Source organism: Serratia sp. AR11, assembly GCF_056376275.1.
Genome location: NZ_CM150739.1, coordinates 4,113,230 through 4,139,956 on the forward strand (window position 1 = coordinate 4,113,230; position 26,727 = coordinate 4,139,956).

At 55.0% G+C, this 26,727-nt stretch carries 26 protein-coding genes; 5 read left to right on the forward strand and 21 right to left on the reverse strand.

The annotated features are described in order from the left end of the window. Window positions 1–1,179: a MalY/PatB family protein gene (locus ACSOSI_RS19325; RefSeq protein WP_476705972.1), complete on the forward strand. Its 1,179-nt coding sequence runs from the start codon at window positions 1–3 to the stop codon at window positions 1,177–1,179. 478 nt (window positions 1,180–1,657) lie between these two features. Then, window positions 1,658–1,741, forward strand: coding sequence for a Hok/Gef family protein (locus ACSOSI_RS19330; RefSeq protein ID WP_156816689.1), 84 nt, complete (start codon window positions 1,658–1,660; stop codon window positions 1,739–1,741). Window positions 1,742–1,883: 142 nt separating this feature from the next. Here ACSOSI_RS19330 and sseB read toward each other — a convergent pair whose 3' ends face one another. The 11 genes from sseB to trmJ form a co-directional block, all read right to left on the reverse strand. Continuing rightward, the gene (gene sseB / locus ACSOSI_RS19335; protein WP_135345070.1) at window positions 1,884–2,714 is read right to left on the reverse strand and encodes an enhanced serine sensitivity protein SseB; all 831 of its coding nucleotides are present in this window, start codon (window positions 2,712–2,714) and stop codon (window positions 1,884–1,886) included. A gap of 288 nt (window positions 2,715–3,002) precedes the next feature. Then, window positions 3,003–4,298: an aminopeptidase PepB gene (pepB, locus tag ACSOSI_RS19340; RefSeq protein ID WP_261408551.1), complete on the reverse strand. Its 1,296-nt coding sequence runs from the start codon at window positions 4,296–4,298 to the stop codon at window positions 3,003–3,005. A gap of 238 nt (window positions 4,299–4,536) precedes the next feature. Then, complete coding sequence (iscX, locus tag ACSOSI_RS19345) at window positions 4,537–4,737, reverse strand: Fe-S cluster assembly protein IscX (RefSeq protein ID WP_012146329.1); 201 nt, start codon at window positions 4,735–4,737, stop codon at window positions 4,537–4,539. Between the two features lie 13 nt (window positions 4,738–4,750). Continuing rightward, complete coding sequence (gene fdx, locus ACSOSI_RS19350; RefSeq protein ID WP_017893695.1) at window positions 4,751–5,086, reverse strand: ISC system 2Fe-2S type ferredoxin; 336 nt, start codon at window positions 5,084–5,086, stop codon at window positions 4,751–4,753. Window positions 5,087–5,088: 2 nt separating this feature from the next. Continuing rightward, complete coding sequence (gene hscA / locus ACSOSI_RS19355; protein WP_012146330.1) at window positions 5,089–6,939, reverse strand: Fe-S protein assembly chaperone HscA; 1,851 nt, start codon at window positions 6,937–6,939, stop codon at window positions 5,089–5,091. A 27-nt stretch (window positions 6,940–6,966) separates the two neighbouring features. After that, window positions 6,967–7,488, reverse strand: a complete 522-nt coding sequence (gene hscB, locus ACSOSI_RS19360; protein WP_012146331.1) for a co-chaperone HscB — start codon at window positions 7,486–7,488, stop codon at window positions 6,967–6,969. 63 nt (window positions 7,489–7,551) lie between these two features. Continuing rightward, window positions 7,552–7,875, reverse strand: a complete 324-nt coding sequence (iscA, locus tag ACSOSI_RS19365) for an iron-sulfur cluster assembly protein IscA (RefSeq protein WP_012146332.1) — start codon at window positions 7,873–7,875, stop codon at window positions 7,552–7,554. 55 nt (window positions 7,876–7,930) lie between these two features. Further along, window positions 7,931–8,317, reverse strand: a complete 387-nt coding sequence (gene iscU, locus ACSOSI_RS19370) for a Fe-S cluster assembly scaffold IscU (protein ID WP_012146333.1) — start codon at window positions 8,315–8,317, stop codon at window positions 7,931–7,933. Between the two features lie 24 nt (window positions 8,318–8,341). Further along, window positions 8,342–9,556 carry an IscS subfamily cysteine desulfurase gene (locus tag ACSOSI_RS19375; protein ID WP_012146334.1) on the reverse strand — a complete coding sequence of 405 codons (1,215 nt, stop codon included), beginning with the start codon at window positions 9,554–9,556 and terminating at the stop codon, window positions 8,342–8,344. 54 nt (window positions 9,557–9,610) lie between these two features. Further along, complete coding sequence (iscR, locus tag ACSOSI_RS19380; protein ID WP_012146335.1) at window positions 9,611–10,105, reverse strand: Fe-S cluster assembly transcriptional regulator IscR; 495 nt, start codon at window positions 10,103–10,105, stop codon at window positions 9,611–9,613. Between the two features lie 194 nt (window positions 10,106–10,299). Continuing rightward, window positions 10,300–11,034: a tRNA (cytosine(32)/uridine(32)-2'-O)-methyltransferase TrmJ gene (trmJ, locus tag ACSOSI_RS19385; RefSeq protein ID WP_476705973.1), complete on the reverse strand. Its 735-nt coding sequence runs from the start codon at window positions 11,032–11,034 to the stop codon at window positions 10,300–10,302. A gap of 119 nt (window positions 11,035–11,153) precedes the next feature. Between trmJ and suhB the strand changes: the two genes are divergently transcribed. Continuing rightward, window positions 11,154–11,957 (forward strand): inositol-1-monophosphatase, encoded by an 804-nt coding sequence (suhB, locus tag ACSOSI_RS19390; RefSeq protein ID WP_012146337.1) that lies wholly within the window; start codon window positions 11,154–11,156, stop codon window positions 11,955–11,957. Window positions 11,958–12,019: 62 nt separating this feature from the next. Here suhB and ACSOSI_RS19395 read toward each other — a convergent pair whose 3' ends face one another. Then, on the reverse strand, window positions 12,020–13,042 hold the full coding sequence (locus ACSOSI_RS19395; RefSeq protein WP_476705974.1) for a nickel/cobalt transporter: 1,023 nt from the start codon (window positions 13,040–13,042) through the stop codon (window positions 12,020–12,022). After that, the gene (locus tag ACSOSI_RS19400; RefSeq protein WP_232020733.1) at window positions 13,033–13,668 is read right to left on the reverse strand and encodes a DUF1007 family protein; all 636 of its coding nucleotides are present in this window, start codon (window positions 13,666–13,668) and stop codon (window positions 13,033–13,035) included. Before ACSOSI_RS19400 ends, ACSOSI_RS19395 begins: the two co-directional genes overlap by 10 nt. Before the next feature lie 177 nt (window positions 13,669–13,845). On the opposite strand from ACSOSI_RS19400, the gene csiE reads away from it, so the two are divergent. Beyond that, on the forward strand, window positions 13,846–15,111 hold the full coding sequence (csiE, locus tag ACSOSI_RS19405) for a stationary phase inducible protein CsiE (protein ID WP_017893698.1): 1,266 nt from the start codon (window positions 13,846–13,848) through the stop codon (window positions 15,109–15,111). On the opposite strand, the gene ACSOSI_RS19410 is transcribed toward csiE, so the two are convergent. The 5 genes from ACSOSI_RS19410 to glyA all read right to left on the reverse strand — a co-directional run bounded on the left by ACSOSI_RS19410 (window position 15,108) and on the right by glyA (window position 20,381). Beyond that, window positions 15,108–16,259, reverse strand: a complete 1,152-nt coding sequence (locus tag ACSOSI_RS19410) for a 3-phenylpropionate MFS transporter (RefSeq protein WP_012146341.1) — start codon at window positions 16,257–16,259, stop codon at window positions 15,108–15,110. The two genes, csiE and ACSOSI_RS19410, sit on opposite strands and share 4 nt — an antisense overlap. A gap of 154 nt (window positions 16,260–16,413) precedes the next feature. Further along, window positions 16,414–16,842 carry a cytidine deaminase gene (cdd, locus tag ACSOSI_RS19415; RefSeq protein ID WP_012146342.1) on the reverse strand — a complete coding sequence of 143 codons (429 nt, stop codon included), beginning with the start codon at window positions 16,840–16,842 and terminating at the stop codon, window positions 16,414–16,416. Between the two features lies 1 nt (window position 16,843). Further along, window positions 16,844–17,587 carry a glutamine amidotransferase gene (locus tag ACSOSI_RS19420; RefSeq protein WP_012146343.1) on the reverse strand — a complete coding sequence of 248 codons (744 nt, stop codon included), beginning with the start codon at window positions 17,585–17,587 and terminating at the stop codon, window positions 16,844–16,846. 75 nt (window positions 17,588–17,662) lie between these two features. Beyond that, on the reverse strand, window positions 17,663–18,847 hold the full coding sequence (locus tag ACSOSI_RS19425) for a NupC/NupG family nucleoside CNT transporter (RefSeq protein WP_112363257.1): 1,185 nt from the start codon (window positions 18,845–18,847) through the stop codon (window positions 17,663–17,665). A gap of 280 nt (window positions 18,848–19,127) precedes the next feature. Further along, entirely contained in the window at window positions 19,128–20,381 is a 1,254-nt protein-coding gene (glyA, locus tag ACSOSI_RS19430; protein WP_012146345.1) for a serine hydroxymethyltransferase, read from the reverse strand. Window positions 20,382–20,753: 372 nt separating this feature from the next. Here glyA and hmpA point away from each other — a divergent pair, with 372 nt between their 5' ends. After that, window positions 20,754–21,944, forward strand: coding sequence for an NO-inducible flavohemoprotein (hmpA, locus tag ACSOSI_RS19435; protein ID WP_017893703.1), 1,191 nt, complete (start codon window positions 20,754–20,756; stop codon window positions 21,942–21,944). A gap of 164 nt (window positions 21,945–22,108) precedes the next feature. Here hmpA and ACSOSI_RS19440 read toward each other — a convergent pair whose 3' ends face one another. The 3 genes from ACSOSI_RS19440 to patD all read right to left on the reverse strand — a co-directional run bounded on the left by ACSOSI_RS19440 (window position 22,109) and on the right by patD (window position 26,718). Then, window positions 22,109–23,296, reverse strand: coding sequence for a c-type cytochrome (locus ACSOSI_RS19440; protein ID WP_476705975.1), 1,188 nt, complete (start codon window positions 23,294–23,296; stop codon window positions 22,109–22,111). Further along, window positions 23,293–25,203 carry an NAD(P)-binding protein gene (locus tag ACSOSI_RS19445; RefSeq protein ID WP_476705976.1) on the reverse strand — a complete coding sequence of 637 codons (1,911 nt, stop codon included), beginning with the start codon at window positions 25,201–25,203 and terminating at the stop codon, window positions 23,293–23,295. Before ACSOSI_RS19445 ends, ACSOSI_RS19440 begins: the two co-directional genes overlap by 4 nt. Window positions 25,204–25,293: 90 nt before the next feature. Continuing rightward, window positions 25,294–26,718 (reverse strand): aminobutyraldehyde dehydrogenase, encoded by a 1,425-nt coding sequence (patD, locus tag ACSOSI_RS19450; RefSeq protein WP_012146349.1) that lies wholly within the window; start codon window positions 26,716–26,718, stop codon window positions 25,294–25,296. Between the last annotated feature and the right edge of the window lie 9 nt (window positions 26,719–26,727).

The following is a 26,727-nucleotide window of genomic DNA, read 5'->3' on the forward strand; positions in this document are numbered from 1 at the left end:
GTGAAACAGACCGATTTTAACCAGATAGTTAACCGCCACAACACCGGCTCGGTGAAATGGGACTTTATCGACCGCTATCTGCAACTCGATGAAACCGACCTTTTGCCAATGTGGGTCTCTGATTTTGACTTCCAGTGCCCGGCGGAAGTCCGGCAGGCACTGCATCAGCGGGTTGATCACGGCGTATTTGGCTACAGTGAGCGCGATGACGCATATTACCAGGCGGCGATCAATTGGTTCTCAAGACGGCACAATCTGCCTTTGCAGCGCGAATGGTTCACCTCCGTTGAGGGGGTGGTGCCCGGCCTGGCGATGCTGATCCAACTGCTCAGCCAGCCTGGCGATCCGGTAGTGATCCAGGGACCATACTATGGATCTTTCGCCAAGATCATCACCATGAACGGCCGAGAAGTCCTCGAAAACCCGCTGAAGAAAAGCGCGCAGGGTTATCAATTTGATTTCGAGCATCTGGAAGCCTGCTTTGAACAGCGGAAACCGCCGTTACTGCTGTTGTGTAATCCGCATAACCCCACCGGGCGATGCTGGACTCGCAGCGAACTGACGCAGTTGATGACGCTATGCAGTCGTCATGGCGTGACGGTGATTTCCGATGAAATCTGGGCCGACCTGACGCTGCCCGGCGAAACCTTTACCTCGGTGCTGCATCTGGATGAAGCCTGGCACGACCAGATGATTTCGGCGACCTCAGCCAGCAAGAGCTTTGGCTTGTCGTCGCTGAGGATCTCAAATTTTCTGATCCCCAATGTTCGCACCCGTAATGCGTTTATCGAACGCCTTAATGCCCATGGGTTGGATGTCTTTAATGCACTCTCGATGACTGCCGCAACGGCAGCTTATCAACAGGGGGAAGCCTGGCTTGATGATTTACAAGGTTATCTGGCAGACAACCGGCGTTGGTTTGAGCAGGCATTAGCCTGTGCCGCACCCTGGTGCAAAATGACCCCAGCCGAAGGAACCTACCTTGCCTGGCTGGATTGTCGCGCCTTAGGCCTGGATGATCACGCCCTACAGCAGGCGTTGATCCACCAGTCAAAGATTGCCGCCTCGATGGGCATCAGCTTTGGCGAGCAGGGAAAAGGCTTTATCCGCATCAACCTCGGCTGTCCTCGCCAATATCTTGAACAGGCCATCGCGGGGCTCGCACGGTTAAAACCCTGAACCACAATCACCGACGTATGAAAGGCCCCAAACGGGGTCTTTTTGTTGAACGATATCTGGCGGAAATGGTTGAACGAATTTACCTCGACCTGACGGTATAGCTTTGAAATTAAAGCTTCTGTTAGACTGCTGACGGGCGCTTGAAGCTTTCTGCTTCAGGCCCTGGGTGGGAAGCAGAAAGAAGAAAGCCCCAAACTGACTCTTAATCAGAATGAGGCTTCACCATACTGCATCAACACCAGCATGGTAGCCTCTTAACCGCAGAAATGCAACGGAGGGCTGACATGTCGCGAAAACTGTTTTTACCAGGATTTACAATAGGATGCGTAACATTCTTGGTATTCACCCAACCTATACCCTATGAGTTTCAAGTTGCAGCTAGGCGCCCAGCTCGCTCATCCCCAGGCGCTTACTTTAGTAAGTAACTGGGGTGAGCGAGTGCAGGTAACAACGCTGCAACTTGAAAGGCGACGGGTAAATACGTGGCTCAGTTTGCGAGCTTACATACAAACAGGGAAATACGGAGGTAGCGGCAGTGTTGTCCTGTAACGTTAAACGTTAAATGGCAACCTGAAGGCGGGGTTCGCCCCGCCTGTTTTGGTGCGACGCAGTGGTTTTCCGGCGCCCATTGTTGTACGCGGCCAGCCTTTCGAGGTTGGCCGCTCTCTTTTACCCTGATACAACTTACAACAGCAAAAACAGGGCTACTGAGTTTTATCGGTAGAAGGGATGATGTTGCGTAACCAACTGCCCCAGCGGCGCTGGTAGAAGGGTTGGGTATGGGTGATCAGGTAATGGCTGACGCCACGTTCCTTTTCCGATACCAGGCAAAAATCCACCGGTTCGTCGTTAGGTGCGGTTTCGCTGGCCACGCTGCCCGCTTCATTGATCAGCGCCTCGATATCGCCTTGTTCGCCGTCTACTTCCAGCCCGACCAGCAGATTGGGTTTTTCGTCGACCGCCTGATCGTGCATCAGCGCCAGAAACGCGCGGCGGACCGGCTTGCGCTGGCTGAACAATGTGGTCAAGGCATCGACCATCGCCGACGGATATTCTTCCGGCTGGCCCAACAGGATCTGGGTATCCTTGTCGATATAGCGTTCTGCCGGTTTGCTTACGCCGCCGGTGGCCAGCAGCATTGCCACCTCTTCAGGATAAAACTCCTTGCCGTACTCGGCCTTCGGGTTGAGGAACAGGTCCGCACCCTGCGTAATTTCGAATAAGACCCGTGCCGGCATGGCGATGAAGGGCTGTTCATCTTCAACGGCCTTTTGCAGCGCTTCCACCGAGGTGAAAAACGGGATGATACTGCCGCCTTCCTGCTTTTCCCAATGCTGAATATTCACCGGCGTATCGGCGTTCAGCGTGATGTCTCCACCGAGTTGCACCTGTTCGCTGTCACCGAGGATCAACACCGTAGCCTCAAGCAGTTCACGAAAGAATGCCGGACGATGGGCCGGCTCCGTCACCGCCAGTTTCAACAGGCGTTCAAGTTCGTTTTCGCCTGTGGCGGCTTCGTGATGGTGAGAACTCATGGCAAACTCCAGCAATCAAATAACGGGGCCCAGCATGCTGGGCCCCGAGGGTAAACGACATTCTATACCCTATAGCTTTCATTTTGCAGCTAGGCGCCCAGCTCGCTCATCCCCAGGCGCTTACTTTAGTAAGTAACTGGGGTGAGCGACAAATCTGTCGGGAACAGATTTGAACGCTGCTTGCAGCGGCCCTGAAAGGGCAAGGACCATGGATGGGCCTTGTAAGCAGGTAACAACGCTGCAACTTGAAAGATGACGGGTATAACGCCCACCGGGGTGGGCATTCAATTATTTGGCTTTACTCAGCAGAAGGTTGGCCAGGGCACGTACCCCCAGACCGGTTGCGCCAGCGGACCATTGATCTACTGCACCTTTGCGGTAAGTAGCGGAACAGTCAATGTGCAGCCAGCCCTGCTGGTAGTTAGTCACAAAATGCGACAGGAAGGCAGCCGCGGTACTGGCACCCGCCGTGTAGGCCGGACCGGCTACGTTGTTCAGTTCGGCAAAGTTGGACGGCAGTTGGCTGCGGTGGAATTCAGCCAGCGGCAGACGCCAGAATGGCTCTTGCTCCGCCGCCGCACTGGCCAGCAGCTCTTGCGCCAGGGCGTCATCGAAGCTGAACAGCGCATGGTAGTCGTTACCCACCGCCGTTTTCGCCGCACCGGTCAGAGTGGCGCAGTCGATGATCAACTGAGGGTTCTGCGCGGACGCATCGATCAGGCCATCGGCCAGCACCAGACGCCCTTCCGCATCGGTATTCATCACCTCAACGGTTTTGCCGTTGCGGTAACGGATGATGTCACCCAATTTGAAAGCATTGCCGCTGACCATGTTGTCGGCACAGCACAGGTAAAGTTTCACGCGCTGTTTCAGACCGCGAGCCGCTGCCAGCGCCAGTGCGCCGGTAATGGTGGCTGCACCGCCCATATCCGCCTTCATGGAGTCCATAAAGGCGCTTTGTTTCAGGCTGTAGCCACCGGTGTCAAAGGTGATGCCTTTGCCCACCAGGCAGGCAAACACCGGCGCTTCCGGGTTACCGGTCGGGTTGAAATCCAGTGCCAACAGCACCGGTGAACGATCTGACCCACGGCCCACGGTGTGAATACCGGCGTAGTTTTGCTCACGCAGATCTTCACCCTTGGTAATACGATAGCTGACGGCTTCACAACCGATGTCACACATCAGATCCACTGCGCGGGTAGCCAACTGCTCCGGTCCCAACTCTTCCGCCGACATGTTGATGGTGTCACGCACCCAGTCAACAATCTTCAGGCGCTGTTCCAGCTCTTTGCTTTCCGCTGCCGGCAATGGCGCCCATTCGACACTGCGTTTGCCTTTCGGCCCACGGAAGCCCTGCCAGAATGCCCAGCTGTTTTCCAGATCCCAGCCGTCACCGGCCAGTTTGACATTCTTGATGCCCTGGCCGTCAATCTTACGGGCCGCACGTTGAATGCTGCCCAGTTTATCTTTGCCGGTCAGGTGGATGGTCATCCCTTCTGCACCGGTGCTCAGTAGCGCTTTCTCGCCCCAGCGAGCGTCAGCAGATTGGTTCGACAGCGTTACCAGCATAAATTCAGTTGTCATAGCCTTACTCCGGATTTCCCCTTCATTTTCACGCCACGCGCAAAATCTATTGGGGATTTTTATTGTATACCCTATGAGTTTCAAGTTGCAGCTAGGCGGCCAGCTCGCTCATCCCCAGGCGCTTACTTGAGTAAGTAACTGGGGGGAGTGAGTGCAGGCAACAACGCTGCAGCTTGAAAGGCGAGGGGTATGTCGGATACAAAATAAACGGGCCGCCTATGGCAGCCCGTTACGCTATTTACTCCGCTTCATCTAACCAGACCAGCAGAACAGCTTCCAGTATTTTTTCGTTGGAAGCCTGTGGATCGTCGTCAAAATCTTCCAGATCGCAAATCCACTGATGCATGTCGGTAAAGCGTACGGTTTTCGGATCGGTATCCGGGTATTGGTCGTACAGGGCTTCGCCGATTTCACGGCTGTCGGTCCACTTCAGTCCCATTTCTACTTTCCTCTCACCCTTCACGCGCGTGGTTAACGGTATAACGCGGCATTTCAACCACCAAATCTTCGTCGGCCACCAGTGCCTGACAGCTCAGACGGCTTTCCGGCTCCAGACCCCAGGCCTTGTCCAGCATGTCGTCTTCCAGTTCAGTGCTCTCTTCGAGAGAGTCGAAACCTTCGCGCACGATGCAGTGACAGGTGGTGCAGGCGCAGGATTTCTCACAGGCATGCTCAATCTCGATACCGTTGCGCAGCGCAACGTTGAGGATTGACTCCCCTTGTTCGGCTTCCAGTACTGCCCCCTCCGGGCATAAATCTTGATGGGGCAGGAAAACAATTTTAGGCATGATTAAACCTCATCCACAGAATGGCCAGCCAGCGCACGGCGAATGGAAGCATCCATGCGGCGCGCGGCAAAGTCTTGCGTTTGTGCATCTAATGTTTTAATTGCGGCTTCAATAGCGGCAGGATCGGTGCCCTGCGTCGCCTGTTGCAAAGCTTCTACCGCCGCGGGGATCGCCGTGCTTTCTGCTTCGCTCAGCAATGCGGCGTCGCTGGCCAGTGCGCCCTGCAGGCTTTCCAGCACCCGTGACGCCTCAACCCGCTGCTCCGCCAGCATGCGCGCGCCGACATCGCTCTGCGCATTGGCCATCGAATCTTTGATCATGCCGGCAATTTCGGCGTCGGACAGACCATACGACGGTTTAACCTGAATTGAAGCCTCAACGCCGGTGGATTTCTCCATCGCGGTGACGCTCAGCAGGCCATCGGCATCCACCTGGAAGGTAACGCGAATATGGGCGCCGCCGGCAGGCAGAGGCGGTAAGCCACGCAGCGAGAAGCGCGCCAGCGAGCGGCAATCCTGCACCAATTCGCGCTCGCCCTGCAGCACATGGATCATCATCGCGCTTTGGCCGTCTTTAAAAGTGGTGAACTCCTGCGCACGCGCCACCGGAATGGTGGTGTTACGCGGGATCACTTTTTCTACCAGACCGCCCATGGTTTCCAGACCTAGCGAAAGTGGGATTACATCCAGCAGCAGCATGTCGCTGTCAGGCTTGTTACCCACTAAAATGTCCGCCTGGATCGCCGCACCAATAGCGACTACTTTATCCGGATCGATCGAAGTTAACGGCGTGCGGCCGAAGAACGTGCCCACCTGCTCACGCACCAGAGGCACGCGGGTGGAACCGCCAACCATGACCACTTCCAGCACTTCTTCGGCACTCACGCCCGCGTCTTTCAGCGCACGGCGGCAGGCCATCAGGGTACGTTTCACCAGAGTGGCGATCAGCGCATCAAACTGTGCTCGGGTCACTTCGCCCTGCCAGCCGGCAATCTCAACGACAGTACTGTCGGCATCGCTCAGTGCAACTTTGGCCGCGATGGCCGCATCCAGCAGTTGGCGCTGTACACCGTGATCGCTACGGTCAGCCACACCGGCCTGTTCACGCAGCCAGTCAGCCAGCAGATGGTCAAAGTCGTCGCCTCCCAGCGCGGAATCCCCGCCGGTAGCCAACACTTCAAACACCCCACGGCTCAGCCGCAGAATGGAAATATCAAAGGTACCGCCGCCCAGATCGTACACCGCGATAATGCCTTCCTGCCCGGAATCCAGACCATAGGCAATCGCCGCCGCCGTCGGTTCGTTCAGCAGACGCAGCACGTGCAGCCCGGCCAGACGCGCAGCGTCTTTGGTGCCCTGGCGCTGTGCATCATCAAAATAGGCAGGAACGGTGATCACCACGCCGTCCAGATCCCCTTCCAGCGCAGTTTTTGCACGCTCGGCAAGGGCTCTGAGGATATCGGCAGAAACCCCTACCGGGTTAACCGCACCGGCAGCGGTCAGCATCATCGGCAAGCCGTTGTCGCTGGCCTGAAACTGATACGGCAGGTTCGGGTAACGCGCCAGTACGTCGGCCAATGAGCGGCCCATCATACGTTTGACTGAGCTGATGGTATTGGCAGGATCCTGCGCTGCCTGTTGGCGCGCATCCCAACCGACACGCAAAGTGTCAGCCTGGTAATGCACTACCGAGGGCAGTAAATCGCGGCCCTCGGCATCGGCCAGCGTTTCCGCCTGCCCACTGCGCACCGTGGCGACCAGAGAGTTGGTGGTGCCTAAATCAATACCGGCAGCCAGACGGCGCTGGTGCGGCGCAGCGCTGAGGCCGGGCTCACTAATTTGTAATAAGGCCATATTGAAGCTTCCACAAGCAAAAATGTGTTACTCAAAACCCAGCAGTTTTTCTTCGAGTTGTTCAACCTGTTGCTGGAGTTTGTCCAAAAAACGCAGCTTACGCACGGTGTCAGCGGCATCCATCCACTGCTGGCTATCGAGTTGCTGAATCATCAGAGCGCTGCGTTGTTTGACCGTCTCGTTAACCCGCGCGCCAAAGCTGGCCAACTGGGTTTGTGCATCTGCTTTGCGCTCAATGGCGTCGAGCTCCTCGCGCAGTTCCAACTGTTCCATCAGGAACGCGGTATCACGCATAGTGTGCTGCTCGTTGCCCAAATCAAAGCCGTGCAAAGATAGCATATACTCCGCGCGTTTTAATGGGTGCTTCAGCGTTTGGTAGGCTTCATTGATAGTCGCTGCCTGTTGTAACGCCATCAGGCGTTCGCGTTCTGGCTGACTTGCAAAACGATCGGGATGGAATTGGCGCTGCAGATCCTGATAGCGAGAGGCAAGCAGGCTGCCGTCCACGGGATAGCGAACTGGCAGCCCGAATAAAGTAAAGTAATCCATAGCGTGCTCTGGGCGTTATCGGATGAAGTTCCCCCGCACCTGGCGGGGGAGCACGATGGACTGTCAGACGTTGAAACTTTCGCCGCAGCCACACTCGCTTGAGACATTGGGGTTGTTGAACTTGAAGCCTTCGTTCAGGCCTTCCTTAACGAAATCAAGCTCGGTGCCGTCAAGGTAGACCAGGCTCTTGCCGTCAATGATCACCTTAACGCCTTTGTTTTCAAAAACGATGTCGTCATCGTTCATATCGTCAACAAATTCCAGCACGTACGCCATCCCGGAGCAGCCAGAGGTTCTCACCCCCAGACGCAGGCCAAGGCCTTTGCCACGGTTATTCATAAATGCCTGAACGCGCTGTGCAGCGCTGTCGCTCATGGTAATTGACATCACAACCTCACACTTCAAAGCCCAACCAAAGCCGGGCTAAATGACTCAGAAATAATTACTTGGCGCTGTGTTTGCTCTTGTAGTCGGCAATCGCTGCTTTAATGGCGTCTTCGGCCAGGATTGAGCAGTGAATTTTTACCGGCGGTAATTCCAGCTCTTCGGCGATCTGGGTGTTTTTGATCGCTTCGGCCTGATCAAGAGACTTGCCTTTCATCCATTCGGTCACCAGCGAGCTGGAGGCGATGGCGGAACCGCAGCCGTAAGTCTTGAAACGGGCGTCTTCAATGATACCTTCATTGTTGACTTTGATCTGCAACTTCATCACGTCGCCACAGGCCGGTGCACCCACCATGCCGCTGCCAACGCTAGGATCTTCGTTGTCGAAAGAACCCACGTTACGCGGGTTTTCATAGTGATCGATTACTTTTTCGCTGTAAGCCATGACCTTGCTCCTGAATCCTGAGAATTAATGATGTGCCCATTCGATGCTGTTGATATCCACGCCCTGCTTGAACATGTCCCACAGTGGAGACAGGTCACGCAAACGGCCGATGGATTTACGCACCAGTTGAATGGTGTAATCGATCTCTTCTTCTGTGGTGAAACGCCCCAGAGAGAAACGGATCGAGCTATGCGCCAATTCGTCAGTCATGCCCAACGCGCGCAGCACGTAAGATGGCTCAAGGCTGGCGGAGGTACAGGCAGAACCCGAGGATACGGCCAGGTCTTTCAGCGCCATGATCAGCGACTCGCCTTCAACATAGTTGAAGCTGACGTTCAGGATGTTAGGCACCCCGTTCTCCAGAGAGCCGTTCAGATACACTTCTTCCATATCTTTCACGCCGTTCCACAGACGATCGCGCAGCGTGCGCAGACGTGCCATTTCCGACGCCATTTCTTCTTTGGCGATACGGTAGGCTTCGCCCATACCGGCGATCTGGTGTACTGGCAGGGTACCGGAACGCATACCGCGCTCATGACCACCGCCGTGGATCTGGGCTTCGATACGGATACGTGGCTTACGACGCACGTACAGTGCACCAATGCCTTTCGGGCCATAAATTTTGTGGCCGGAGAAAGACATCAGATCAACTTTCAGCTTGCTCAGGTCGATAGGCAATTTGCCCACGCTCTGGGTAGCATCAACGTGATAAATGATACCGCGCGCACGACACATTTCGCCGATAGCTTCGATATCCTGCACCACGCCGATTTCGTTGTTCACGTGCATGATAGAAACCAGAATGGTGTCCTCACGCATCGCGGCTTCGAGGGCCTGCAGGCTGATAATACCGTTGCTCTGAGGTGCCAGATAGGTCACTTCAAAGCCTTCACGCTCGAGCTGGCGACAGGTGTCCAGCACGGCTTTGTGTTCGGTTTTGCTGGTGATAATGTGCTTGCCTTTCTTTTGATAGAAATTGGCAGCGCCTTTGATCGCCAGGTTGTCGGACTCGGTGGCTCCGGAAGTGAACACGATTTCGCGCGGGTCAGCGCCAACCAGTTCAGCAATTTGGTTACGGGCGATATCTACCGCCTCTTCCGCCTGCCAACCGAAACGGTGGGAACGGGAAGCCGGGTTACCAAAAGTCCCGTCCAGAGTCAAAAATTGCATCATTTTCTCAGCAACGCGCGGATCAACCGGCGTCGTTGCTGAGTAATCCAGATAAATCGGTAATTTCATTGCTCTTGTGCTCCGTACATCACTTCCAAAAACTAAAAAAATATCGCCAGCTGCTTATGCGCGCAGATTAACGTTGATAGTTTCTTGCGGACGACCGTTGGCCGTGCGACGGGTATCGTTGTTTTGACGGTCCGCCACCACCAGCACGTCCTGGTTGTTCACCAGTTCAGCCAGCGTAATGTTGTTCAGGAACCCGCTGATGCGCTCGCTCAGATCGCGCCACAGGGTATGGGTCAGGCAGCGATCGCCACCCTGACAGCCTTCTTTACCCTGGCAACGGGTTGCGTCTACCGATTCATCGACAGCAGTGATGACTGCACCTACGGCAATCTCACTTGCGTCTTTGCCCAGCAGATAACCACCGCCCGGTCCACGTACGCTGGCCACCAGGCCATTCTTGCGCAGACGGGAGAATAATTGTTCCAGATAAGAGAGCGAGATACCCTGGCGCTCAGAAATATCCGCCAGAGGAACGGGCCCTTCCTGGGAGTGCAATGCCACGTCAAGCATAGCGGTTACGGCATAACGGCCTTTGGATGTCAGTCTCATAGCTAAGTGGTTACCTGTTGGTCAAACATGGCCGAAAGTCTGACATTCCTGAGTAAATCAGTCAACTATTTAACCTAGTAATTTACTCAAGTATTAGCACGTTTTGGACTAAGCCAGATAATATGCATATAAAATACACATTATAACCGTTAGATAACTAATACTATTACCGCAAGCCGTCATTTCACATCAAATTAATTACCTTGATGTTTGTCCTGTTTCTCGATCGACGTCAGCATACCGCGCAGGATATTCAGCTCTTGAGCTTCCGGCCGCGCACGGGTGAATAAACGACGCAAACGGCTCATGACCTGCCCCGGATGAGAGGGGCGGATAAAGCCACTATGCTGCAGCGTTTGTTCCAGATGCTGATAGAAACGCTCCAGGTCATCGACCAACGGATACGGCGTTTCTTCCAGTTGTGGCGCGTCTGCCTGTTGACGATCGAGGTAAGCCACACGCACTTCATAGGCCAGAATTTGCACCGCCATCGCCAGATTCAACGAGCTGTAATCCGGGTTGGCAGGGATGGCGACATGATAATGGCATTTTTGCAGCTCATCATTGGTCAGGCCGACACGTTCACGGCCGAACACCAGCGCTACCGGGGCATGTTCACCTTCGTGCACGGCGCGGATGCCGCATTCGCGCGGTTCCAGCATCGGCCACGGCAAGGTGCGCGAACGCGCACTGGTGCCCACGACCAGACTGCAGCCGGCAATGGCGTCATCCAGAGTGTCAACAATAGTGGCGTTGCCGATCACGTCGCTGGCACCAGCGGCCAGGGCGATCGCCTGAGAATCAGGTTTTATCAGCGGATTAACCAAATAAAGGTTGGTTAATCCCATGGTTTTCATGGCTCTGGCGGTCGAGCCCATGTTACCGGTATGAGAGGTTTCTACCAGAACAATGCGGATGTTATGCAGCATACAAACTCTGAGCGTAGCGGAAAATCACAGCAGCTTAACACAGCCGTAGGCATTTTGCCGAACACCTGCTATACTTCGCGCCGTTTCCTGTTCTTTAACATCCTAGTTGGAAGATACCCATGCATCCGATGCTGACGATCGCCGTGCGCGCTGCGCGCAAGGCCGGTAACCTGATTGCCAAAAACTACGAAACCCCGGACGCTGTAGAAGCGAGCCAGAAAGGGACCAATGACTTTGTCACTAACGTCGATCGCGATGCAGAGCATCTGATCATCGACGTCATTCGCAAGTCCTATCCGCAACATACTATTGTTACCGAAGAACGCGGCGAATTGGTCGGCGAAGATAAAGACGTACAATGGGTGATCGATCCACTGGATGGCACATCAAACTTCATCAAACGTTTCCCACACTTCTCAGTTTCCATCGCCGTACGCATTAAAGGCCGTACTGAAGTGGCTGTGGTTTACGATCCAATGCGTAACGAACTGTTCACCGCCACCCGCGGTCAGGGCGCACAGCTCAACGGTTACCGTCTGCGCGGCACCAATGCCAAAGATCTCGATGGCACCATCCTGGCGACCGGCTTCCCGTTCAAGGTTAAGCAGCACGCAACTCCATACATTAATGTGGTTGGCAAACTATTCACTCAGTGTGCCGACTTCCGTCGTACCGGTTCTGCCGCGCTGGATCTGGCCTATGTGGCCGCCGGTCGCGTTGACGGTTTCTTCGAAATTGGCCTGAAGCCATGGGATTTCGCCGCAGGTGAACTGCTGGTACGTGAATCCGGCGGCCTGGTGACCGACTTTGTTGGCGGCCATAACCACTTCAGCTCCGGCAACGTGGTAGCCGGCAACCCGCGCGTAGTGAAAGCCATGCTTTCCACCATGCGTGAAGAACTGAGCGAAGCGCTGAAGCGTTAATATCGCGAAGTGAATGAGTAAAAAAAAGCGCTGCAGTTATTGCAGCGCTTTTTTTATGCCTGTCAGCGGGAGAAAGGCCGGATGCCGCCGATAAATTCCGACTGGGCAGTGAGATACAGCAACAGCCCGGCGAACAGCAAAATCAGGCCACCGGCCAGCGCCAGAGAACCCCAGGCCACCGCACTCCAGGCCGCAGGTGCACGCGATTGGCTGAGACGTACCGCCAATCGGCGACTGTAATGCACCAACAAGGCCAATAATGAGATGGTCAGTGAGGTGCCCAGCGCCATGGCCAACGCCGAGAAAACGCCCCAGACAAACACGCCAATCACCTTGGAAAACAGCAACACCAGTATTGCGCCCGAGCACGGCCGCATTCCCATCGCCAACACGATGGCGGTCTGCGTACGCCAGTCGCTACCCGCCTGCAGTTCACTGTCGCTCGGCATATGGCGATGACCGCAGCCGCAATGCTCACTGTGAACGTGGTCCGCCGGCAGCAGTTGCAGGCTGTTGATTCGCAGCGCTGGCGACGGACGCATGGCTTTCACCGCATAATACAAACGCTTCAGCGCTCGCCAGCTCAGCAACACCCCGAGCAGCATCACCAGAATAAAACTGCCTTTCTCGAGCCAGAAACTGCTCTGGTGCAGTTGCCGGGACGACAGTTGCAGTACCACCAGCATCAACGTCACCAGCGCGATCGCCACCAGTCCCTGCACCAACGACGCGGCAAAGGTCAGTTTCAGGCTGCTTTTCAACCGCGCCGGATGGGTAGCCAGATAGGTGGCAATCACCACTTTACCGTGGCCGGGGCCAAGGGCGTGCAGCACGCCATAACTCAGGCTGAACAACATCAGCGCCAACCCGGCCTGTTGCGGTGCCGCTTTTACCTGCTGCAACAAACCCGCCAATTGCAGGTGCAGCCCTTTCTGCCACACCACGCTTTGCATCAGTAATTGCGGCCAATAGTGCCACGCCAACTGCGCGCCCAGCATCAGCAACACGGCAAACAGCAGCAGCGGCCACAGGCTGAAACCCCAGTGTCGCTTACGCGCCCGGTGCTGGCTGAGATTTATTGACATTGCAGGCTAACCCGCTGGGCGAACTGTTGCCCCAGCGCCATATCTTCGCCGGGTGAATCGTTTTTATCGAGGGACAATGCGTAAGCCTGTAAAGAGGAATCCGGTTTGGGCGTCATCAGTTTGAATTTGCACTGCGAAGCCATCTCCGGCGGCAAATGCAGTGCCGTTTTATCTTTATAAGTCATATCGACAAAATAAGTGGGATCGTAGGTGGAGATCTCGAACGGCTTGCCCGCCAGCGGCTGCGGTTCGGCCAGCGGCAGTACAAACTCCAGTACCGCCTGGTGCCCCTGGCGTGACAGGTGGTATTCCGTTGGCAGATTCAGGTATTTCACCGGCTTGCCGTCGCGATAGACATCCGTAAAATAGTGTTGCCCCAGAACATTGGCCATCACTTCCGCCGCCAGCTTTTTCCATATTTCCGAGTCTTTTTTGGCATTTTGTGCATCGTACAGCAGATCTGCCGAGGTGATTTCATCCATAACCCAAACCATTTTCAAGCCAACCAGCTGTTGATCCTTCGCCACAAAGGTGGTGTTCATATCAATAAAGCTGTGCGGGTGAGCCACAGCGCCGGCGCTCAATAGCATTAAAAAACCGGCCAAAACAAAGCGTAACTTCATCATCAAAAGATACTCATTATTGTTATAAAGTAACATAAACCGTTCTTCAACCGCCGCGATCCCGCCCAATATTTGTGACGAAAGTTGTAAGCCGAAGTAAAACCGGGTGCCGTTGCCGCGCCGCGCATCACCTTTTGCTATGCTTATTCTTAATTTAAACGTTACCTGCCCGAAGGTGATATGAGCCTGGACACTGCCCCCGTGCCTGAGCTCTCCGGTCAACAACGACGCTGCCATCTGTTATTGATGTTGTATGCGCCGGTGCCCGCAGTACAACTGGAGACTATCAGCCAAATTAATGGCGTTTCCCCCCCGATTACCCGGCAAGATATAGCCGAGGTTGCCAGTGAAATCCAGCGTTTCCACCATCTGGAGATCGACGGTAACCCCGACGAGGGTTACCGGATCAGGGGCAGCGCACTCAACCAACGCCTCTGCCTGCTCCACTGGCTGCGCAGAGCCCTGCGCTGTAGCCCGGAATTTATCGATCAACATTTTTCCCGCTGGTTACAGCAAGCTCTGGGGCAAAGCACCGATCTGACACCGCAGCTGGAACAGTGCATCAGCGAGTATGAAGCGCTGGTCAACCGCAGCTTTGATCGACGCGATCGTCAGTTTCTGCAACACTACCTGCGCTACTGCGCATGGGAGAACCAGCGCCGGCGGCACCCGACATTCAGCCCCGCACAACGCGACTGGCTGCATCAGAAGCCGGAACATCAGGCGACCCTCTTGCTGCATCAATCATTGAATCAGTTATTTGCCCTGCCACCCGAAACCAGCGAAAACGATTTTCTGGTGCTGATGTTTACCATGCTGAAAAATCACAGCTACCACAGCAATGACTCAACGGAAGATCTGCGATTAATGGCAGCGATTGAAAATATGGTCGAGCGCTTCCAGCAGATTTCCGGCATGACTTTTAGCAGTAAAGAGGATTTGATCAGCCAGCTGTTCGCCCATCTGGCCCCTGCGGTAGAACGCTGTCGTTTTGAGATTGGTATCGATAACACCCTGCTGGAGGAAGTTGAACGCAAGTATCCGCGCCTGATGCGTACCGCCCAGGAGGCACTGGCCCCGCTGGAACAGGAATACGGTATTCATTTTTCCAGCGAAGAAGCCGGGCTGGTCGCCATCAGTTTCGGTGCCTGGTTGATGCAGGGCAATGCGTTGCAGGAAAAACAGGTGTTATTGCTGACGCTGGACAACCCGCAGTTGGAAGATGAAGTGGAATATCAGATCCGCGAATTAACGCTGCTGCCACTGAATATCAAGTATTTGCCACTACGCGACTATCTGCATTCTGGCGCGCCGCAGGGCGTCACCCTGGTGATCACCCCCTATGCCACGGAGCACAGTGCGCCACAGCCGCCGCTGATTTATACCGAATTGCCATTAGCGCGCCAGCAGCGCAAATTCATCCGTGCGCTGCTGGAAACCTCTTAACGGCTGCTGCTGACCGCAACGGCCGGTGGGCGGATAAACAACGCCGGCAACACCACTGCCGCCATCACCCAGAACACCCCACCCTGCAGATGCTCGAACAGGAAACCGGCGATCACCGTCATAATCGCAATACCGCCGCCCATCGCCAGCGCCGAATAAACCGCCTGCAGCCGGATCACTTCCGGCCCCTTGCGCGCGGCGATAAAACGCATCGCTGCCAGATGGCAAACGGTAAAGGTGCCGCAGTGCAGAATTTGGATCACCAGCAGCCACCCCAACTCGGTGCTACTGGCCATCAGGCTCCAGCGCAGTATCCCGCAACAGGCGGAAAGCAGCAGCAGATTGCGCGCATTCCAGCGGCGGAACAGGAAATTGCTGCTGGCAAAAATAACCACTTCGGCCACCACCCCCAGCGACCACAAATAGCCAATGGTCGAAGCCGAGTAGCCCGCCTCCTGCCAATAGATAGAACCGAAACTGTAATAACCGGCATGCGCGCCCTGCAGCAGAGTGACGCACAACAGGAAGCGCCAGACGGGCCCTTCCTTAAGCATCTCCCACAGAGAACGTTCGGTTTCGCTGTGGGTGCGCGCTTCCCCCTGCGGCATCACGCTCGGTTTCAACATCATGCCCAACAGCATCGCCAGTATGCTGATTATCAGGCTGTAGAGAATGGCGCTATGGCCCCAGACGGAAACCATCTGCCCGGTCAGCGCCGAACCAATCACAAACGCCAGCGAGCCCCATAGCCTGACCCGGCCGTAATCCATGGTGATTTGTTTTTGCCAGGTGCCGGCCAGTGCGTCGGTGAGCGGAACCAACGGTGAAAAGAACAGGTTAAAGCCGGCGATCACCAGCATCAGCCAGCCCCAGCCGTTGCCGAAACAGAACCCAATGGCAAAAGCCAGCGTCAGCAATGCTAGCAGGCGCAATGCCGTCACCAGATGGGCGGGATCTTTTACCCGGGGAGCAATCAACAAACTACCGAGGAAGCGCGCAACCAGACCGGCGCCGAGCAGAATACCGATGGTTTCAGGCGGTATGCCCTCACCTTTTAACCAAACGCCCCAAAAGGGTAAGAAGATGCCGTAAGAAAAAAAGTAGGTGAAGTAACTGAGAGCTAGCCAACGCGTAGATTGCAGAACCATGATCCCTCCGGTGTGAGGGCGATACTTTGACAGAGCTCACACTGGCTAGCAATGTTCATTCACAGTCGAGGGAGTAGAGTGCTAGTGAGTTCACAGTTTATTCCCATAATCAGGGTGCAGCTTGCCGCTACCCTGATTATGGAGAGATAGCTATTTAGCCCAACAAATGATCCGGGCCGAACCCAAGTGGGAAAAGCTCAGAAATATCGTGCACATAGTACTCATCCAGGCTGTTAGCGATAATGATCTGGATATCCTTGCCGAATTCATAAATCATTTGGCGGCACACGCCGCAAGGCCCGGAATAACCTTTAGCCTTGCTTTCACCCACTCTGGGGCCGCCGATCACCACAATCATCTCAAAACTGCGCTCGCCTTCGGAGACCGCTTTCAGGATCGCCACGCGTTCTGCGCAGGTGGTTGGCGAATAAGAGACGGATTCGACATTGCAGCCGGTGAACACCTTGCCGCTCTTGGTGATCAATGCCGCCCCCACGGTAAAGTTAGAATAAGGGGCATAGGAAAACTCTCTGGCCTGGGAGGCGGCAGCAATCATTTCTTGAATCTTGGCTTTGTCTTCCATTCTAATTTCTCCTTTTGATTGAATTCAATATATTGCACCAGAAGGCGGTATAACTTTCCCATTGCATAAATTGCGGCCCACCCCAATGAGGGGAGCAATCAGCGGCAAAGCAGGCAACATGGCCTTCTTGATACTTACCCACCACCAGCAGAGGATCGCCGTTAATTTCGGCTAATGTTTCGCTGCCGGGTTTGGCAATAAATTTGTTATAGCCCAGTAAGGGCGGCCATTCATTTAAATGACGGGTAATCTCGTGAGTCTTGCTTAATGTGAGGGGCTTGCAGCCTTGCGGCAACTCAACGCGGTCGTCGTGGTCTAACATTTCAACCGGTAATACTTCGGCAAGGATGGTGTTTTTATAATTTGCTTTTGCCTCTATGCCGGTAAAGGAAAGATAACCGCCTATCATTAACGCACCGCCTCCCATAGCGACATAGTCTTTTATCAGTGACAGAGCATTGGTCATCATCTCCATTTTATAAAAGGTTTTATTTTGCAATAGGAAGGTATTACTGCCGATATCGCTAATCACGACGACATCATAAACCAGCAGTTCGTCTAACGTTTGTGGGAAGGCATTTTGTACTGTATGCGCCGGCATATAGTCGATGGAAATACCGGCGCTGCGCAGACAGGACAACAGATACTCTGCTCCCTCTTCATATTTACTCGAGGTAAAACTGTCAAAGCCTTTAGAGTGGATCATGTGAATATGCCATGACTCACCAATAAACAAAATCTTCATTGCAACACCTCCTTATGTCGGTTGATTTTAAATACCGCCGGGATAAATATTCCTTAATCGAGCCTGCCAGAGGGTTTAAATGACCAAGCCCGCTACCGCTGCCGATAAGAAACTCACCAGCGTTGAGCCATACAGCAGTTTCATACTGAAACGGGAAACCACGTTCCCCTGCTCCTCGTTCAATGCTTTAATCGCCCCCGCCACAATGCCCACCGAGGTGAAGTTGGCAAAGGAAATCAGGAATACCGACAAGATCCCTTCGGCGCGGGGCGACAGCACGGCTTTAATCTGTTGCAACTCAGTCATGGCGACAAACTCGTTGGCGACAATCTTGGTCGCCATGATGCTGCCAACCTGCTGCGCCTCATGAGCCGGCACGCCAAGCACCCAGGCAAAAGGATAAAGCAGATAGCCCAGCAAGCCTTGAAAACTGATGCCAAACAGGCTGCTAAACAACGCGTTGATGGCGGCGATCAGGGCAATAAAGCCCAGCAGCATGGCGGCAATGATTACTGCGACCTTAAAGCCGGCAAGAATATATTCGCCCAACATTTCAAATAAACTTTGTCCACGATGCAGATCCTGCATCTCAACCTCTTCTTCCAAATCGACACGATACGGATTAATCAGTGACAGCACGATAAATGTGCTAAACATATTCAGAATCAATGACACTACGACATAGCGGGCATCAACCATATTGATATAGGCACCGACCATAAAAACCGAGACGGTTGACATCGCGGTGGCTGCCATAGTGTAAATGCGATTTTCGGACATCTTGCCCAGCACGTCTTTATAAACGATAAAGTTCTCTGACTGCCCCAGCAATAATGCGCTCACAGCATTAAAAGACTCCAACTTGCCCATGCCATTGACTTTGGACAACACCGTCCCCACTACCCGAATAATAATCGGCAACAGATTGATGTGCTGAATAATACCGATCAATGCAGAAATAAAAATAATAGGACACAATACATTGAGAAGGAAGAATGCCAGCCCTTGCGCCCGCATTCCGCCGAATAAAAAGTCAGTGCCTTCACCGGCAAACAGCATCAAACCGTTAAACACCGTAGAAACCTGTGCCGTAAATCCGGTACCCATATCAGAACGAAGGAACAGCCAGGCAAGTAATACTTCAATCACCAGCAGCTGAATAATATAGCGGATCTTAATTAACTTTCGGTCATGGCTGACCATCAATGCCATTATCGTCACTAACAGACACGAGAGGATAAAGTGAATAACCTGCGTCATACGACACTCCATAGTATAATAACCGTCCTTTTTCAAGGTATACCATGAGAGCAAATAACAATCATATAGACTTACATCACATAACACCGTCTGTAAACAAGGTAATTAATTAAAAGACGACAAATATCACACCCTATCGTTGATATATATATCAATAACTAATATTAATGACGGAAATATATATACGACGTTCAATCTCTAACCGTCGCCTAAAGGTAAAAAAAAACCGGTCACCCAAGTGACCGGCCTGACGCCTCAGCGTTTTTTACAGCAATGGAAATTATGCGTAAACCGGCAGGCGGGCGCAGATATCCAGTACTTTCTTCTTGGTGCGTTCGATGGTCGCTTCATCGTTGATGTTGTCCAGCACGTCGCAGATCCAGCCGGCCAGTTCACGCACGTCAGCTTCTTTGAAGCCGCGACGGGTCACTGCCGGAGTACCGATACGCACACCGGAGGTGACGAACGGGCTCTTGGGATCGTTTGGCACGCTGTTTTTGTTCACGGTGATGTTGGCGCGGCCCAGTGCAGCGTCAGCTTCTTTACCGGTCAGGTTCTTATCAACCAGATCCAGCAGGAACAGGTGGTTATGAGTGCCACCGGAAACCACTTTGTAGCCGCGCTCCAGCACCACTTCCACCATGGCTTTGGCGTTTTTGGCCACTTGCTGCTGGTAAATTTTGAACTCAGGCTCCATGGCTTCTTTCAGCGCCACCGCTTTACCGGCGATCACGTGCATCAGCGGGCCGCCCTGGCCGCCCGGGAACACCGCGGAGTTCAGCTTTTTATACAGATCTTCATCACCGCCTTTCGCCAGGATCAGGCCGCCGCGCGGACCTGCCAGGGTTTTGTGGGTGGTGGTGGTCACGATATGTGCGTGAGGGACCGGGTTCGGATAAACGCCGGCGGCGATCAGACCCGCTACGTGCGCCATGTCAACGAACAGGTAAGCGCCGATGCTGTCGGCGATTTCGCGCATTTTTGCCCAATCAACGATACCGGAGAAGGCAGAGAAGCCGCCGATGATCATTTTTGGTTTATGAGTCTGTGCCTGCTTGGCCAGATCTTCGTAGTCGATTTGACCTTTTTCGTCGATGCCGTAAGGCACCACGTTATACAGTTTACCAGACAGGTTGACCGGTGAACCGTGGGTCAGGTGGCCGCCGTGCGCCAGGTTCATGCCCAGAATGGTGTCGCCCGGCTGCAGCAGCGCGGTGTAAACAGCGAAGTTCGCCTGGGAACCGGAGTGTGGCTGGACGTTGGCGTAATCTGCGCCGAACAGCTCTTTTGCGCGATCGATGGCCAGTTGCTCAACGATATCCACATATTCGCAGCCGCCGTAATAACGCTTGCCCGGATAACCTTCGGCATATTTGTTGGTCAACTGGGAGCCCTGGGCCTGCATTACGCGCGGGCTGGTGTAGTTCTCAGACGCAATCAGCTCAATGTGCTCTTCCTGACGCACAACTTCTTGCTCCATTGCACGCCACAGTTCGGCATCGTAATCAGCAATGTTCATTTCACGCTTTAACATCCGGCTTCTCCTGACTAAATCAGCTAACTAAAAAATCACCAAATAACTACCCGTTCGGGTTCTGGGCCACAGTGTAAACTGTTTCGCCCCACCGAGGATAGGTCTTGACAGAGGTTTTTACGCAAACGATTGGCATAAGGCGCAGCAAGGCTTTGATCCGATAAAACACCCCATTCGACAACCGACATTTACTCATACTGAGGATGCGGTTTTTTCATGTTCTGTGAGCGAGATCGTCGCATGGCGACTCCGCAACAAAAACAGGGGTATTTACAGCCACGGCAGAAACCGTTAGGATGCGTTCAAACGTAAAGATGCATTTTAAATGCATCATTAGAATATTCCAATAATGTCCGACCAAGGAGCGCCACCATGCTGGATAGCCAAACCATCGCCACCGTAAAATCTACCATTCCCCTGCTGGCCGCTACCGGGCCAAAACTGACCGCCCACTTCTACGATCGCATGTTCGAGCATAATCCCGAGTTAAAGGACGTGTTCAATATGAACAATCAGCGCAATGGCGATCAGCGTCAGGCGCTGTTCGACGCGATCTGCGCCTATGCCGCGAATATCGAAAACCTGGCGGCGCTGCTGCCGGCGGTGGAGCGCATTGCCCAGAAGCATACCAGCCTGAATATTCGCCCGGATCAATATCAGATTGTCGGTGGTCATCTGCTGGCAACCCTGGACGAAATGTTCAGCCCGGGGCAGGAAGTGCTGGACGCCTGGGGTAAAGCCTACGGGGTGTTGGCGGATGTATTTATCCAGCGCGAAGGCCAGATTTATCAGGCCAGCGAAACTGCCGAGGGTGGCTGGCGCGATCGACGAGCCTTCCGCATCGTCAAAAAACAGCCACAGAGCGAGGTGATTTGCAGCTTCGTGTTGGCGCCGGTTGACGGTGGCAAGGTGATCGACTTCAAACCGGGTCAGTACCTTGCGGTCTACATCAAGCACGACAGCATGGAAAACCAGGAGATTCGCCAATACTCACTGACCACCTCACCGAATGGCGAGTACTATCGCATTGCGGTAAAACGAGAGGATCAGGGCAAGGTATCGAACTTCCTGCACCAGCAGGCCAAAGAAGGCGACGTCATTTATATCGCTCCGCCGCACGGGGATTTCTTCCTGGAAGCGCAGCCGGAAACCCCGGTGGCACTGATCTCCGCCGGTGTCGGCCAAACACCAATGCTCGGCATGCTCCATACGCTGCACGATAACCAGCACCCGGCGGACGTGCACTGGCTGCACGCGGCGGAAAACGGCAGCGTTCACGCCTTTGCCGATGAAGTAGCGGATATTGCCGGCCGCATGCCGAATCTGAGCCGTCACGTGTGGTACAACCAACCGGGTGCCAATGATGTGGAAGGCCGCGACTACCAGAGCCGTGGCCTGATGAATCTCAGTGCCCTGCGTGAAACGCTCAGCACGCCGCAGATGCATTACTACTTCTGCGGGCCGTTGCCGTTTATGCAGTCTGTGGCCAGCCAACTTCTGGACATGGGTGTAGAGGCCGAACGCATCCACTACGAATGCTTCGGCCCGCACAAGGTCATGTAATTGAAATGGGGCGCGGCCTGCTGCCGTGCCCTCAGACGGCTGATAATGCCCGTTATTAGGGAGAGCGTGCCGAAGGGGTCGTAGCGGCTTGCCCGCCGGAGCGCCCCTCGGTGCGCTAGGCCCGAGTATCTCTGTCTAACAAACAGCTCAACGCGCGCCCACCGTTATTTCTCCGCCAGCTTGCGTGTCTCTTTTACCTGCTGCGCCGTGACCGGTGCCGCCTGGTTGCCCCAACTTCCCCGCAAATAACTCATCAGATCGGCAGCCTGCTGGTCGTTCAATGTCCAGGCGTAACCCGGCATAGCAAGCGCCGTAGCATGTTGGGTGATCGGCGTATGTGCTCCTTCCAACACTACGCGCAGCGCGGTGAGTGGATCCTCCGCCGTGACCGTTGCGTTACCGGCCAATGCCGGAATGGTGTTATCGCTGCCCTCGCCCTTATTACCATGGCAGGTTGAACAGTACATGGCATAGGTGCGTTGCCCCGCTTGCCAGTTGTCGACCGCCATCGCTACGGGTTTCTCCGCCGGCGGTTTCTCTGCAGCCAGACTGTGCAGGTAAGTAGCAATGGCGTTCAAATCACCGTCGGTCAGATATTGCGTGCTGTGGCTAACCACTTCACTCATCGGCCCTGCGACTGCCGCATGTTGGCTGCGCCCGGTTTTCAGCAAGGCCACCACATCATCCTGTTTCAGCCCGCGTATTCCTGAAGCGTACCAGCCATCGAGTTCGGCACCGCTCAGGAAGACCGGATCTTTGCTGTCCAGCCCTTTCTCCTGCATCGCCCAACCGCGCGGCGTATGGCAACTGCCGCAGTGCCCTACCCCTTGCACCAAATAGGCGCCACGGTTCCACTCGGAGCTCTGGCTGCTGTCCGGCTGATAAGGCGTATCCTCATGGAACAGCTGGTTCCATATTGCCAACGGCCAACGCATCGACAGCGGCCAACTGATATCACTGGCGCGGTTGGCGGTGTTCTGCGCCGGGACTTCCTTCATCAGATAGTCGTACAGCGCACGCATATCTTCCGCGTTCATTTTGGCGTAAGAGGTGTACGGCATCGCCGGATACAGTCGATGGCCATCTTTGGCGATCCCCTGACGCATCGCACGGTCAAACTCGTCAAAGGAATAGGCGCCGATGCCCTGCTGCTTGTCCGGTGTAATATTGGTAGCGTAAATATTGCCCAGCGGGGTCGGAAACTTCATACCACCGGCGAGCAAAGCCCCACCCGGTGTGGTATGGCAGGCGGTGCAGTCACCAGCCCTGGCAACATATTCCCCGGCCGACATCGCCTGTGCCGAGCCACCCGCCGCCAGTAAGGTCAGTAAGTACAGTGAACGCATGCTCATGCTCCCTCCTTGGCGGCAACCTGGCCGAAGGCCAATTCATTAACCGCACGCCACGCCTGATCGATCGCCGAGTTGGCGTACGGACTCCAGTCTGAATCCGAGTTGGCAATCACAATTTTGCCGATCGGCTTACGCGCCGTCTCAATGATTTTCTTCGCCTCGTCCTCATCGTCAAACAACCCGTTGAGGAAGTAGGAATAGCCGTGCGACCAGCGGTTAACGGTGATCGCTTCAATATCACGCTGATGATCAAAACCGGCGGAGCCGAGCATGCCCTGCAATTGCTCACGGATCATCTGCTCATGCACTTCAAACGGCGTGCCCAATAGCAAGGCACGGCCCTTGCGCGACTGCTCGCGTGGGCTTAACCCGCTGCCCGCCAGCGTCGGCACATACACCATGTGCAGGCCAATCGGCTGGTTCGGATCGCGTGGATGCTGGTAGCCGCCCATGCTCACCGGATAATCCAGCTTCACACGGCAATAAGGCGCCGTTGGCGAGTAAACCTCATGCACGCCCAGTTTAATAAACGACTGCCAGTTACGGATCACCACTTTGCTGTACACCAGCGGCGACTTGACGTTCTGCTTCAGCGCCTGTTGCTGCTCCGGCGACATTTCCGGCACCAGATAAGGGATCATCATATTGTAGCCGGCCATCACTACCTGCCCGGCGCGCACCTTGGTCATTTTCTCGCCGGTCATGTAGGTCACTTCGACCTTGTCGCCGACGTTAGCCGCGTGCAGCCCGGTGCTGTTCAAGCGCAGTTTTACCGGTGACTCCGCCCGGTCAAGCTGGCTGTAATCGAACTTCGCCAGCACTATGTCATTCATGTCCTTACCGCCCGGTGAGACCGCCGGGATCAGATGGCGCACCATTAAGCGTGTCAGCGTGGCGTTGCCGTCCGGGAAGTGGAACACGTAAGGATCGTCGAGATCCGCCTGTGACTCTTCATCCAGCGGCGGCAGGTTCATGCCGTTCAGGCCAGGCAGATCGCAAATACGCGCATCGCTGCACGAAGTGGCGTCGATACCCACCGCCTGGAAGTCACTGGTGGTTTGTTGGAAATAACGGATCGCCATTTCGCTCAGGCCAACCTTGTCACGCAGGAATTCGGTATAACTGTGCTTGTCGAGCCATTCGCTTTTCTGCTCCTGACTCATTTCCGGCAGGTAATCCTTATCCACCGTATGCAGTGCAATCAGCGCCTGGCGATCGCTTTCCGGCAGCGGGAAATCACCGATAAAGGCTTCGTAGGAACGGCCATTAAGGCGGTCATGGGGAATATCATCCGCCACCATACGGCCAGGATCCCCGTTCACCACTTTGTCGACGCCGAAGTTTCTGCGATCGAAATAGACGCCACGGCTCAGGTTAAGATCCGGGTAGAAGGTTTTATCGAAAGCTTTTTCCAGGTTGTCGATGCTGACGCCCAGCTTTTGCAGCAGCCCCATCGCTACCGGGCTAAAGTTGGAGCGCGGCGACTGCAGCGACTCGCTGCCGCCGTAGCCGAGAATGGTGCCATTTTCGCTGCTGAATTCATTACGCTTGGCGTGGCCGCCGAAATCATCATGGTTGTCGATCAGCAAGATACGCTGCTGCTGACCTTTCATTTGCTGCCAGAAACAGGCGGCGGCCAGTCCGCTGATCCCGGCACCGACTACCACCAGATCGAACTCTTCCGTCGCCGGGATGCTGGCAAAATCGAAGGCCTTGCCGTCACGCCCCAGTTGGTGAGCATGCTCAAACGAACCGGGATGGTTGCCCCGCAATCCGGTCAGCGTCGGCGGATAATAGAGGGTTTGATTGGCGGTTTGCGGCGATGCACGCAGGATCTGCATCGGCGTTAACCCGGCGGCGATAGTGATCGCCACCCCATTAAGAAAATCGCGTCTGGTGATTCCCATGGCTATTGGCTTCCTTTGAGTTTTTATTATCATCAGACCGGCCGGAGCCGGTCTGAAAGCCGCATTATTTTGCAGATAAAACCTGATGAATCAATGTTTAAACATCACGTGGCGGATTGCGGTGTAATCTTCCAGGCCGTACATCGACATATCCTTGCCGTAGCCGGACAACTTTTGGCCACCGTGCGGCATCTCGCTCACCAGCATGAAATGAGTATTCACCCAGGTGCAGCCGTATTGCAAACGGGCGCTCAGGCGGTGTGCCCGCCCCACGTCGCGGGTCCACAGCGACGACGCCAGCCCGTAGTCAGACTCGTTGGCCCAGGCCAGCACCTGCGCCTCATCGTCGAACGGTGTAACGGTCACCACCGGCCCAAACACCTCACGCTGCACGATTTCATCCTCCTGACGAGCACCGGCCAACAGCGTCGGCTGGAAATAGTACCCAGGGCCGTTAACCCGCTCACCACCGGTCACCACCTGTACATGCGGCAACGCCTTGGCTCGCTCGACAAAACCCACCACCCGCTCCAGATGCTGAGCGGTAATCAACGGACCCAGTTCGCTGCTGGCATCGATCGGCGGGCCGATCTTCAGGCTGCCGATAGCCTCGCCCAACGCCTTCACCAACTGCGGATAGATGCCTTTCTGCGCGTAAATGCGACAGGCGGCAGTGCAGTCCTGACCGGCGTTGTAGAAACCAAAGCTGCGGATCCCTTCCACCACCTGTTGCAGGTCGGCGTCGTCAAACACCAGCACCGGCGCCTTGCCCCCCAGCTCCATATGGGTGCGTTTAATGCCGGATGCGGTATGACCAATGATATGTTCTCCGGTGGCGATTGAGCCGGTCAGGGATACCATGCGCACTTTGTTATGGCCGGTCAGTCTGTCACCGACGCTGGCGCCACGACCAAACAGGACGTTGAGCACGCCCGGCGGGAACAGTCCGGCGGCCAGTTCAGCCAGTTTGAAGGTGGTCAGTGGAGTTTGTTCCGACGGCTTAAGCACCACGCAATTGCCCGCCGCCAGGGCCGGAGCCAGCTTCCACGCCGCCATCATCAACGGGTAGTTCCAGGGGGCGATCGAGGCGACGACGCCCAGGGGATCACGGCGGATCATCGAGGTGTGTCCAGCCAGATATTCACCGGCCGCCAGCCCGCTCAAACAACGGCTGGCCCCGGCGAAAAAGCGAAAGACGTCGGCCACACCCGGCAGCTCATCATTCAGCACGCAGTGATAGGGTTTGCCGCAGTTAATCGATTCCAGGCGAGCGAAGGTTTCCGCATGGCTGTCGATTAAATCCGCCAGCTTCAGCAGATGTTCAGCCCGCTCCTTCGGCGTGGTCTGCCCCCAGTGTTCAAAGGCGGCGTCGGCCGCCAGCACCGCCTGATCGACCTGCTCTGCACTGGCTTCAGCCACCTGTACCACTACCTCTCCGGTTGCCGGGTTATACACCGGCAACAACGCGCCCTGGCCGGTAACCAGTTGGCCGTTAATCAACAGTTGGCTTTGCATAGGATTATC